Raw genomic sequence first — 11910 nt, 5'->3', positions numbered from 1 at the left:
TCCTGACAGAAATGCGGGCGGCGATGCCGCCCGTAGGGGAATTAGTGCAATTGATCGCTGTTATTTGTAGGTGCGTTGCGAATCGCAGCAATGTCTACGGCATCGTAAACATAATGCGAACCGCAATAGTCGCAGTGCATATCGATCTTTCCATCCTCTTTGAGGATTTCATCCACTTCTTCAACCGGCAGCGTATTCAGTACTTCGCCACAGCGTTCGCGTGAACAGGTGCATTTGAAACTGACTGGGGTCGGATCAAACACCGTGGCCTCTTCCTGATGATACAGGCGCCACAGCACATCCGTCGCGGGCAGCTCAATTAGCTCTTCGCTCTTCACGGTTTCGGTCAGAGTGGCCAGATGATTAAAATCATCCTGGCTCGGCTCTTGTGCAGGAAGTACCTGCAACAGAATACCGGCAGCGCCTTTATCGCTGGTACGAATAAACAGGCGAGTTGGCAACTGCTCAGAACGCATGAAGTAATCCTCCAGGCAGCCAGCCAGCGTATCGGCTTCCAGACCGACGACACCCTGATAACGCTCGCCTTTTTCCGGAGAAATGGTGATGACCAGATAACCGTTACCCACCATCTCTTTTAGGCTGCTACCCGGTGCAATATCGGCATCTTCCTTCACGCGTGCAACGCCACGTAATTCCTGCTTGTTGTTGCCATTGATCACCGCCAATGTCAGTGGACCATCGCCCTGTAACTGAACGGTGATGTCGCCATCGAATTTCAGCGTTGCGGTCAACAAGCTGGTCGCGACCAGCAATTCACCCAGCAGGTTTTTCACCGGTTCGGCGTAGTCGTGGTTTTTGACAATCTCACGCCAGGTTTCGGATACGTTGACCAGCTCGCCGCGCACGGCGACATTTTCGAACAGGTAACGGTGCAGTTGATCTTGAACAGACATAGTGTTTCTCTCGTTGGGGCGACGGTTATTCATCGCCCGACAATTTAAATTTCATCAGATCGCGGCGCTCTTTTTTATCCGGGCGGCGATCGGGGTGCGGCATGGTCAGGGCATTCATTTTGCGCGCCAGTGCCGTTTTTTCACGCTTCTCAATGCTGGCGGCGGTCTCCGCATACATCCCTTGCGCTTCAGTGGCTGGGCGGCGTTGATCGCCAATGGCGGTAATCACCACCGTTCGTTCATCGTTGCCCTGGCGCAGCGTTAGCTCAGCCTGTAGTTCCACAATTTTACTCGGTTTGCTGCGCTGGCCGTTGTAATGCACTTTACCGCCATCGATCATTTCGCGAGCCAGCGCGCGCGTTTTATAAAAACGTGCAGCCCACAGCCATTTATCGAGGCGGACACCTTCGCTGGTTTTTTCTTTCATTGCGGCTCCTGCTTTAACGCAGCGTTTCACACAACTGGCGATAGTCTCGCACTGCAGCATGACGCTGGAAAGATTGATCGGGCCGACCGGAATCCGGATTGCTGACGCCTAAACACCAGCGAATGCCCCAGCGTGCCGCCGCATCGAGGATCGCTTCGCTGTCATCAATAAACAGCGTGCGCTCGCTATCGAATGCAGTTTGCTGCTGAACGGCCTGCCAGAGACGTGGATCCTCTTTCGGATACCCAAAGGTATGGGTAGAAAGTAATAAATCAAGGTGGGGAGCCAAACCGGTTTGCTCCAGCTTTACCTCGAGGTTGTACGGATGCGCATTGGTCAGCAAAATGGTGCGTTTACCCGCAGCACGTAGTGCCTGGAGTAGCGGCAACGTATCCTCGCGCATGGCGGCACGGTGACGTTTTTCCCATGTCATGGCGCGGATATCTAAGGCCAGTTCTTGCGACCAGTAATCAAGACAATACCAGTTTAGCGTATGCACCACGGCTTGATACTTTTGCTGAATCAGCTGATGTGCCTCGGCCAGCGTGATATCACGCTCGCGGCTCAGGGTTTCAGGAACGTGTTCCAACCAGAAATGGCGGTCGAAGGCGAGATCGAGCAGCGTGCCATCCATATCCAGCAGCACGGTGTCAATCCCGGACCAGTTTAGCGTCATCGTCATACTCTCCCGCCCTAAAAAATAGGGCGACAGGGTAGCACAGAAGGGAAGGGCTCAGAACAGGGAGCGCACGCTCTGCATAGTACTCAGATTGTGGTTGAAGCACTTGTCGTAATACTGCTGAATTTCCACCATGCGCAGGCGATTACGATGCACACGTCGCAGGGCCAGTAGCCCATTGATGACGCCGCAGAGGATCAGCACCAACATCAATAATGCGGTACCGAGGTATCGCCATTGCGCCATCGCATCCGGTTCATTGTGCAACGCAATGTGGCGTGTGCCGTTAGCGTCAGTGGTGATGCTGGTAATGATGCCGTTGGCAGCAAACGGCGTGTGCAACAGCATGCCGGACATGCGTTGTAATTCGCGCCATTGCGATGGTGCATCAAGATCAAACAGCGACACGGAAGGCTGTGGCTGATTCACCATCTGACGACCCTCATCACTCACTATCAGGAAGCCGCCCGGTGGTGGGCTATTCAGATTTTCTGCCGCACGACGGGTTTCACGCGAGAAGAAGGTCGAGGTCGCGGTATTCACCAGGTTCTCCAGCGCTTCCGCACTGACCGGGCGTAACAGCACGTTCATGCCGTTAAGCTTGCCGGAATCTGCGCGGTGGATCAGTGAATCCCAATCCTTAGCATTGCCCAGATTCACCAGGGCATTTTTCAGCCGGACGCAATCCTGCTGCTGGCTGCACAGATCCTGTGTTTTCAGCACTAAATCAGAGAAATCATCCAGCAGAATCATGCCCGATTTCTGTATCGCGGAGGCGAGCTGTGGATTGAGTTTCGGATCGGTGTTGGTTTCCGGATGCAGCTGACGTGTGGTGGTATCAAGCAGAGCGGCAGCTTTATCGATGATATCCGACTGCGGCTGCGGCAGAGGTGCTGCGTTATTCCAGTAAATAGCTGAGCAATCGAACGGCATATACGCATAGCTGCGATTGCTTTGATAGTTGCCCGGTACGGAACACATGCCGGTTCCGCTCACCTTCAGGTTGTCACCGATGTGCAGCGGCAGGGCGTTGAGTTTATCCACGCTATTCACTTCAATGCTTTCGGTGCCTTTTACCCATGCGAGGCTGAGCTTGATTGGCATACTGAGCGGAATCCAGGTAAACAGCATCACCAGCACCACCAGCGAACCACATGCCAGCACCAGATTTTTGCGCCAGCGCTGAACTGGGAAGTTGCGAACTTCATCGTGCAGGGAGAGGAAACGCCCCTGTCGCACCACTTGCCGATTCAGATAGATGTCGACATCCGTCACCTGGCCCAAATCGTGCGCCACATAGGGTTGCCAGTGGGCGGGATAAATTAAATCGATAATGCCCAGCGAGATATTGCTCTGCTCCTGATTGGATTCACCAAACAGGCCCCAGCGTTTCGGTGCTCCGCGCAAGCAGTGCACATCGCGCAGCCCTTTTTCACCCGGGAAGCGGTAAAGGAACCACAAGCTAACCGCAATCATTGCGCAGGCTGACAGGGCAATCCACAGCATCAGGCTTCCGGGCAGCACCAGGCTGAGGAAGAACAGCAGGAAGGCAAAGCAGATAACAATGGCCTCGCGCGTGCCATCCGGCCGCGATAGACGGTACTCTTCCGGCGACTCTTTACGCACTTGCAGCAACTCGACATTTTCGCTCTCCTCTTTACGAATAGAGGCGTTGGTCGACATTGAGCGCACCAGCGGCGGCAAGGCGGGTTGTTCTACGGCATAGTTTACTAACGAGTGACCGTTGAGTGAGATCACCAGCGGCAGCGTTTGAGTGCGGATCAGCTCAACATAATTCTCTTCCGCAATGTACTGCTCCCACAGCGGTGGCAGATGCACTTCCACTTCATCGAGGTAGTAGCGCCATTGATGCGCATCATCCGTTGAGAGACCATAGCGAGTGATGGAACGTGTGACAGGATAAACATTGCTGCTCTGCGCCGTGAGCGTCAGGGATTCGGTTTCACGCGACTTCTTTGAGGAGCGGGCAGTACTCTGTTTTTGCTGTTTCGCCAGGGACGCAATGTACGCTTCAATAGCATGACGTTCTTCATCAGTGAGTTTGCGGCAGGGGGGGCTTATAAACGGCAGCGGTTTCGCCAACGGCGGACGATGCCGCATAGCGTACCAATAACCTATTCCTGCTATCAGAGAGCAGGCCAGCATGACAGCCAGAATGATGATAAAAGTGCTCATGCTTTGCTCAATCCAGCCAAAAAACTGCCTTCACGTTTACGATGTGCTCCCGATGGAACCATTATTACCAGTCAATTTTGGCGAGCATAAGTCATTCTTACAAGAAAAAACTCAGATAAAATAACGCGCAAAATCATTGAATTATAATTTATTAGATTATTCCTTAATGGGATGTTAACCACAGGACACTCAATTAAATATCGGTATTTTCTGAATTTAACAAAACCCCATTGACTTATTGTGAAAATTTAAGTGTATAGATAACAATAAGTTGTTAGCAGGCGTAAGCAAATGTGTGTCACGATGCTTTCCCTGCGCTGCGTGTCGCACATTGCTGCGGGCTTCGGTATGCTGGCGTCATCGCGATTCACAAGGCTGTGCTAAGTTTGAGGCTGATATGAAAACTCCAATGAAAAAACCTGACATCCTCAACGTGGAAGCGGTGGCCCGCTCCCGCTTGTTTACTATTGAAGCGGTTGATCTCGCTTTCAGTAACGGTGCACGCCGTGTCTATGAGCGTATGAAACCTTCCAACCGGGAAGCGGTGATGATTGTGCCGATTCTGGGTGATGATGTGATCCTGATTCAGGAATATGCCGTAGGGTTGGAAAGCTATGAGTTGGGTTTTCCTAAGGGGTTAATTGACCCAGGCGAAAGCGTGTTTGAAGCCGCAGACCGTGAGTTAAAAGAAGAAGCCGGCTTTGGTGCCCGGGAATTAGCAACGCTGGGCAAACTCACCATGGCACCGTCCTACTTCTCCAGCAAAATGAACATTGTGGTGGCTGAGGGGTTGTATGAAGAGAAGCTGGAAGGGGATGAACCTGAACCGCTGATTGTGCACCGCTGGCCGCTCAATAACCTGCTGGCGTTGCTGGACGAGCCAGATTTCCGCGAAGCCCGGAATGTCAGTGCGCTGTTCCTGGTGCGTGAGTGGCTGGTGAAGCAGGGTCGATTGACCTACTGAATACGACAAGTGCGCAATAAAAAAGCCGGCGAATACGCCGGCTTTTTTTATCAGAACAGTTCGTGGCTTTGGCCGTTGTCCATGAGTGTGGTGCCCACATCATGCACTGAATACTCCGTTGGCTGAGTGCCATTGATGAAGTACTCCTGACGGGTATTGCCGCCACCGTTGGCCAGCTTGCCCGTACCGCGATCGATCGTCACAGTGACAACGCCATCTGGCGGTGTCAGCGGCTGTACCGGCACGCCATCCAGCGCAGATTTCATGTACTCATCCCAGGCAGGCTGAGCACTCTTCGCGCCGCCTTCATAGCCAGAAATCTGGTCAGGAATCGCGCCTGACATGGTCGAGCGGCCCAGCGCGCGTGAATCATCGAAACCAATCCACACTGAGGTCACGACACCAGGGCCGTAACCAGAGAACCACGCATCTTTCGAGCTGTTGGTGGTACCGGTTTTTCCGCCGATATCGTTACGCTTCAGGTCACGACCCGCACGCCAGCCTGTCCCCATCCAGCCTGGCTCACCGAACACGTTGGAGTTCAGTGCGCTTTTGATCAGGAACGACAGCGGTGTATTAATCACATGCGGTGCGTATTGCTGGTCACCTGCGGGTTGCGGCTGAGCAGGCACTTGCTCCAGCTCCGGCTGTGGCACCGCCTGATTCTGCGATTGATCGGAGGTCGCGACGTTTTCCACGCTCTCTTCGCTCAACGCCAGCGATTTTTTGGTATCACCGTAGATCACCGGCAGATTGCACTGCGGGCAGGCAATCTTCGGTTTCTCTTCAAACACCACGCCGCCTTGTTCATTCTCAATTTTGGTAATGAAGTAAGGATCGACAAGGAAGCCGCCGTTAGCCATCACGGCATAACCGCGCACCACCTGCATTGGGGTAAACGAAGCCGCACCCAGTGCCAGCGATTCGGTATGGATGATGTTCTGTGCCGGGAAGCCGAAGCGCTGCAGATACTCTGCGGCGTAATCCACACCCATCGCACGCATCGCACGTACCATCACCACGTTTTTCGACTCACCCAGGCCCTGACGCAAGCGGATAGGCCCCGCATAGGTCGGCGGTGAGTTTTTGGGGCGCCAGTCGGCTCCGGCACCCGCATCCCAACGTGAAATAGGCACATCATTCAGAATGGAAGCCAGCGTCAGTCCACGGTCCATCGCGGCGGTATACAAGAACGGTTTAATGTTTGAACCGACCTGACGCAGTGCCTGTGTCGCACGGTTGAACATACTCTGGTTGAAGTCGAAACCACCGACCAGCGCGCGTACCGCACCGTCTTCTGGATTGAGCGAGACGAGGGCCGAGTTGACCAGCGGCACCTGACCTAACCACCAGTCGTTATCGACTTTACGCACCCAAATCTGCTGGCCTGCCTGCAGTACCTGCGTCACGCTGCGGGGCGTCGGGCCTTGTAGCGTGTCGGATTTGTAAGGACGCGCCCAGCGAACGCCCGCCATACTCAGAGAGACGCTGCTGCCGTCTTTCATCATCGCGGTGGCTTCATCGGCCGTGGCAGTGGTCACCACGGCGGCATTCAGTGGACCGTAGGTCGGCAGATCTTTCAGCGCGTTTTGAATGCGGCTCTTATCCCAGCTTGCTTCGCCCACTTTCCACAGCACGTTGGTCGGGCCGCGATAACCATGACGCATGTCATACGCCATCACGTTATTGCGAACAGCTTGTTGTGCGGCCTCCTGCAGATGACGCGTGACGGTGGTATACACTTTGTAGCCATCATCGTAAGCGGCATCACCATAGCGTTTCACCATCTCCTGACGCACCATTTCGCTCAGATAAGGTGCGGAGAAGGCAATTTCGGGACCATGATAGGTTGCGACCAGCGGCGTGTTGCGCGCGGCATCATATTGCTGCTGCGTGATGTAATTCTGGTCAAGCATACGCGCCAGTACCACATTACGACGCGCCAGCGCGCGCGCATGAGAGTAAAGCGGGTTAAAGGTTGACGGTGCTTTCGGCAGACCGGCAATCATCGCCATCTCACTCAACGAAAGCTGATCAACCGGCTTACCGAAATAGACCTGTGCAGCCGCTCCGACACCATAGGCGCGGTAACCCAGATAAATTTTGTTGAGGTAGAGCTCGAGGATTTCATCCTTGCTCAGCAGTTGTTCAATGCGAATCGCCAGGAACGCTTCCTTGATCTTACGCATCAGCGTGCGTTCAGGGCTAAGGAAGAAGTTACGTGCCAGCTGCTGGGTGATGGTACTGGCACCCTGTGAAGCATGGCCGGACACCAGCGCCACGCTGGCAGCACGGAAAATGCCCACCGGGTCGACACCATGGTGCTCATAGAAACGGCTGTCTTCAGTTGCAATGAACGCTTTGATCAGCTCAGGCGGCATCTGTTGCAAGGTGAGCGGCACGCGGCGCTTCTCACCGTACTGGGCGATCAGTTCGCCATCCGCGCTGTAAACCTGCATTGGGGTTTGCAAACGCACGTCTTTCAGCGTGTTCACATCAGGCAGCTGCGGCTCTATGTATTTGTACAAACCATAAACCGTGCCTGCTCCCAGCAGAATGCAACACACTGTAAGAATCAATAAATACTTTACGAACTTCACCTGAGAATTCCCATCTGTTGTCGTTTGGGCAGTTTATAAACAATCGCGCGGTAGTATAAAGGCAAGCCTGACGCTTTGATATACCCGTCATACTTCGAGCGGCAGCTACGTCGGCTGCGCGAGCTCACCTTAGACGCTGACTTCGGTAAGCGCCTGAGTAATAGCTCGTTTTTCGCCTTGCCGCCACTCGAAAGATTGAGGGTCTCTCTTTTTTTACCTTAAAAGATAAGGAGATCGCGCATATGGCTTTTCAGCGCTGGCAAATTGGATTGGACATCCAAAACGGGCAACTCTGCGCCCTGGGCATTGAACGCCGACGTCATGGCTGGCAGTTACGCCATTGGTGGCAGCAACCGCTGCCGCACGATACGTTACGCAACGGCGTGTTGCAAACTACCCCACTGTTACAGGAGATGTTGACGCGCTGGCAGCGCCATCTGCCGAAACGCTATTCACTGCGAGTTGGCTTGCCCCCGCAACTGGTGTTGCAGCGAACATTGCCGCTGCCAGAAACCTCGCTCAGTGAGCCGGCAATGAGCCGTTATGTGGCATCCTCGGCACCACGCTTGTTTCCGGTTGAACCCGCCACGCTGTCGATTGACTACCGCTCGGCACGCAATGCAACGCAGCTGTGCATTACGGCGGCTCGGCGTGAAGTGATTGCGCAGTGGCTGGCGCCGTTAAAGGAGGCTGGCCTGCGACCCGATGTCTTTGAACTGAGCAGCCTGGCGTTGACCCAAATCGCCATGCGCATGCCGCTGCATCGTGACCAACTTTTAATCCATCCGCTTAGCGATCACTGGCTATGGACGTTAGCCGGTGAGCCGGGCACATCAGGCGCGGCCACAGAGCCTCTAACGCTGGCGAAACTACGTGAAACCTTCCCTCAGGCATCGTCCATCTTTTGCACCTCGGCCTTCAGCTTGACTGAATCCAGCGTGACGCACTGCCGACCGCTTTCATTACTGCACTATCGACAACCGCCACTGCCCGCGCAGGAAGGTGAGTTTGCCATCGCGCTCGGTCTGGCGCTGCGCCCGGAGGATGCATGATGCTGGCCGTCAATTTATTACCCTGGCGTATGCAGCAGCAGCAGCGTCGCCGCCAGCAAAGTTTTACTCTGCTGGGATGTGTCCTGCTGGCGACTGTAATGATGGTGCTGTCGTTATGGTGGCGCGGAAGTCAGACACAGGGCCAGATGCACAGGACGTTGGCGGATATCAGCCAACAGCATGAATCGTTGCAACGCCAGTTGACGCGACAGCAACTGCTGCTGCAGCAACGCGATGAGCTATTAGAGGCGCAGCGGATACGGCAGCGTAAAAAAGATGAGCATCAGCGCTGGCAACAGTTCTGGCAGCGCTTGCCCATGCTGATGCTGGACACGCTTTGGCTCAAACGCGTGGAACGGCGCCAAAGTATCCTGCTATTCGAAGGACAGGCGCACAGCATGATGGCGATTCAGGATTTTCGTCATCAACTGATGGGGCAGCCGCTGTTTGCGACGGTTAAACCGGCTAGCGTGCAGCGGCAAACCGCTGGGCATTATCGATTTGTCTTGCGCGCGCGGATGCAGGAGAACGCCGGTGAATGATGCATTACAGCGCTGGCTGGCATTAGCCCTGATGTGGCGGATTTCCTGCCTGTTAGGCATGTCTCTGCTGCTGATGCTTATGGCGTGGTGGATTTTACTTCGCCCGCAGCAACAGGTTCATGCTGCCCAATTACGCCAGCAGGCGGTGTTGTCACAACAGGTGATGCAGCGTCAGCAGCTATTGGCTGCACGACCTGCCATCAACGTGCTGGAACAGGAAATCGCACGGTTACAGCAACCCATGAGTGGCGTCACTGAGCAAGTTACGCTTGAAGCCTTGATCACCGCGCGCGGCGATCAACTGGAAAGCTGGCTACCGGATAATCAGCCGCAGCAGTTACAGCTGCGACTCGGCTGGACGCAATTTGTTCCGCTGTTTTCTGAGCTGTCATTGACTCGCCTGCCTGTACCGCAGCGCTTTGAACTCAAAGAAGAGCAGGGAGCGCTGAACACACAGCTGTGGCTGGAGGATGGAGATGCGCCATAGTGCATGGCTGTTAGTGCTGTGGAGCGGCTTTACGCTGGCACGCGATCCCTTTCAGCCGCTGGCCGAGGTGCAATGTCGGATGCAGGTAGCTGAACCTGATGGCTGGCGGTTGCAGGGCATTATCGGTACTCCCACGCGCTATGTTGCCTGGCTACGCTCACCAGAAGGAAAAAATCATCGGCTTGGCCCTTCGGCTCGGTTACCGCGCTCAAGCTGGCAGGTGGCAGCATTAACCGCGAATAGCATGACCTTGCATGTCGCGCAAAGCTGCCCACCGCAGCAAATCACCTGGTCTATAAAAGGAGGATATTATGAAATGGATAACACTACTGCTGTGCCTGAGTTTGAGCCTACCCCTGCAGGCAAATGAAGAACGCTTAAGCCTGGTGTTTGATGATGCCCCCGTTGAACGTATTTTGCAGGCGCTGGCAGATTATCAACAAACCAACCTGCTGATTGCACCTGGCGTTGAAGGGCGCTTATCACTGCGCCTGGAAAATGTAGGATGGGAACGCGCACTGGCGCTCGTGACCCGGCTGGCAAAACTCACCGTAGTGCAGGAAGAGGGCGTGCTGCTGGTTTATCCCGAAAGCTGGCAACAGATGCAGACACAACAGGCGAAAACAGAGCATGAGGAGCGGCAACAGCAACTTCCTCTCGAACAGCAGTCCGTTACGCTGCATTACGCCAATGCCAGCGATGTCTATCGTAGTCTGCAAGCGGAGCGTTCACTCCTCACTTCACGCGGCAGTGTCACGGTCGATAGCCGCACCAACAGCCTGTTATTGCGTGACACCGCCGCCGCGTTGCGTGACGCCTCGCGCTGGTTGCGCGCGCTGGATATGCCACTCGAACAGGTCGAGTTGTCTGCCCACATCATCACTATCAATGAAGAACATCTGCGTGAGCTGGGGGTGAACTGGCAAACCGCACCTGCCCAAAGTGTGACGGCAGCCTTGCATCATCCACAGCTGGCGATCCCATTGGCGGTGAATAATCCTGCTTTGCGTGCGGGCGTTACGCTGGGGCAGGTCAGTGGCGGATTGCTAAATCTGGAACTCAGCGCGCTCGAGCAGGAGAACCAAATTGAAATCATCGCCAGCCCGCGACTTTTTACTTCTCATCAGCAAACCGCTTCCATCAAGCAGGGAACCGAAATTCCTTACGAGGTGAAGTCGGGCAGCAGTGGTGCAACGGCGATTGAATTTAAAGAGGCAGTGTTAGGGATGGAAGTGACGCCCATGGTGCTGGGGAATGGGCGAATTCAGCTAAAACTGCGCTTAAGCCAGAACATGCCGGGGCGTAGCCTGAACGTGGGCGAAAGCAACGTGCTGAGTATTGATAAGCAGGAAATTGAAACGCAGGTGACGCTGCGTGATGGCGAAACGTTGGCGCTGGGCGGGATTTTTCAACAACAGCGCATGCAGACCGAACAGCGGGTACCTTGGTTGGGTGAACTGCCCCTATTGGGAACGCTGTTCCGTCAGCAAACCAAAGAACATAAAAAGAAGGAGTTGGTGATCTTCATTACCCCCAGACTGGTCAGGGAAGCAGCGCTTACAGCCGGATAAAGCGGAAAATTCACTCTGATTTGCCATCTGCGTTGACGCAGGGCAGGAATTAGCTTACAAGGTTTAGCGATTTTTAAAACGGTGTAGCGGAACGCGGCAGGATAACCTTCCGATGGGCGTCAGTCACAAGCGATACTGGCGTCAGAATATATTTTCCTTAAATAAATTGAGTTAAAGCGCGGTGGTGAAAGCGTTCATTTCTAAGCTTATTTCTGTAAGTTTCAGGGATGAAAAGACACAGCCAACGCGCATGCTGCTTGAAGTGTGAAGGAAAACAGGAGGGGCGTTACCGTCTCGCGAACCACAGACCGGTCCTGTTACAAGGTCGCCGGGGGCAATTTATTCGGTTGCCAAACGGCCATGAGTGTTGAGATAATTTTCCGTCTGACTCTTGTTAATGCTCATGAGGTCTCAGTTCCTGTCCCGCCAGCACTATGCTGAACGCGGGGTATCATCAACGAATTCTTAGTAATACCGA

11 protein-coding genes are annotated in these 11910 nt (G+C 54.3%); 6 read left to right on the top strand and 5 right to left on the bottom strand.

All coding sequences use genetic code 11. The features are described 5' to 3' along the window. Positions 1–41 precede the first annotated feature (41 nt). The 4 genes from hslO to AC6I8L_RS18525 are packed head-to-tail and all read right to left on the bottom strand — an operon-like array spanning position 42 to position 4216. Positions 42–914 (bottom strand): Hsp33 family molecular chaperone HslO, encoded by an 873-nt coding sequence (gene hslO / locus AC6I8L_RS18540; RefSeq protein ID WP_058960581.1) that lies wholly within the window; start codon positions 912–914, stop codon positions 42–44. Positions 915–939: 25 nt separating this feature from the next. Next, complete coding sequence (gene hslR, locus AC6I8L_RS18535) at positions 940–1341, bottom strand: ribosome-associated heat shock protein Hsp15 (protein WP_058960582.1); 402 nt, start codon at positions 1339–1341, stop codon at positions 940–942. A gap of 13 nt (positions 1342–1354) precedes the next feature. Further along, positions 1355–2023, bottom strand: coding sequence for a GMP/IMP nucleotidase (yrfG, locus tag AC6I8L_RS18530; RefSeq protein WP_038644273.1), 669 nt, complete (start codon positions 2021–2023; stop codon positions 1355–1357). 51 nt (positions 2024–2074) lie between these two features. Continuing rightward, positions 2075–4216 (bottom strand): intracellular growth attenuator family protein, encoded by a 2142-nt coding sequence (locus AC6I8L_RS18525; RefSeq protein WP_058960583.1) that lies wholly within the window; start codon positions 4214–4216, stop codon positions 2075–2077. 397 nt (positions 4217–4613) lie between these two features. On the opposite strand from AC6I8L_RS18525, the gene nudE reads away from it, so the two are divergent. Next, positions 4614–5180 carry an ADP compounds hydrolase NudE gene (nudE, locus tag AC6I8L_RS18520; RefSeq protein ID WP_058960584.1) on the top strand — a complete coding sequence of 189 codons (567 nt, stop codon included), beginning with the start codon at positions 4614–4616 and terminating at the stop codon, positions 5178–5180. A gap of 50 nt (positions 5181–5230) precedes the next feature. Here nudE and mrcA read toward each other — a convergent pair whose 3' ends face one another. Continuing rightward, positions 5231–7780, bottom strand: a complete 2550-nt coding sequence (gene mrcA / locus AC6I8L_RS18515) for a peptidoglycan glycosyltransferase/peptidoglycan DD-transpeptidase MrcA (protein ID WP_034819629.1) — start codon at positions 7778–7780, stop codon at positions 5231–5233. Between the two features lie 242 nt (positions 7781–8022). Here mrcA and pilM point away from each other — a divergent pair, with 242 nt between their 5' ends. The 5 genes from pilM to hofQ are packed head-to-tail and all read left to right on the top strand — an operon-like array spanning position 8023 to position 11432. Then, positions 8023–8832, top strand: coding sequence for a pilus assembly protein PilM (gene pilM, locus AC6I8L_RS18510; RefSeq protein ID WP_058960585.1), 810 nt, complete (start codon positions 8023–8025; stop codon positions 8830–8832). Continuing rightward, positions 8829–9374 carry a PilN domain-containing protein gene (locus AC6I8L_RS18505; protein WP_236699740.1) on the top strand — a complete coding sequence of 182 codons (546 nt, stop codon included), beginning with the start codon at positions 8829–8831 and terminating at the stop codon, positions 9372–9374. The genes pilM and AC6I8L_RS18505 overlap by 4 nt, the downstream gene beginning before the upstream one ends. Next, a complete protein-coding gene (locus AC6I8L_RS18500) occupies positions 9367–9861 on the top strand; it encodes a HofO family protein (protein ID WP_058960586.1) in 495 nt (164 codons plus the stop codon). Before AC6I8L_RS18505 ends, AC6I8L_RS18500 begins: the two co-directional genes overlap by 8 nt. After that, positions 9851–10231, top strand: coding sequence for a HofP DNA utilization family protein (locus AC6I8L_RS18495; RefSeq protein WP_058960587.1), 381 nt, complete (start codon positions 9851–9853; stop codon positions 10229–10231). The genes AC6I8L_RS18500 and AC6I8L_RS18495 overlap by 11 nt, the downstream gene beginning before the upstream one ends. After that, positions 10173–11432 carry a DNA uptake porin HofQ gene (gene hofQ, locus AC6I8L_RS18490; protein WP_072226547.1) on the top strand — a complete coding sequence of 420 codons (1260 nt, stop codon included), beginning with the start codon at positions 10173–10175 and terminating at the stop codon, positions 11430–11432. Before AC6I8L_RS18495 ends, hofQ begins: the two co-directional genes overlap by 59 nt. Positions 11433–11910 lie beyond the last annotated feature (478 nt).

It is taken from the genome of Type-E symbiont of Plautia stali, assembly GCF_059731115.1.
Note: the sequence above shows the minus strand (reverse complement) of the source record. Positions and strands in the feature narration are given on the sequence as shown.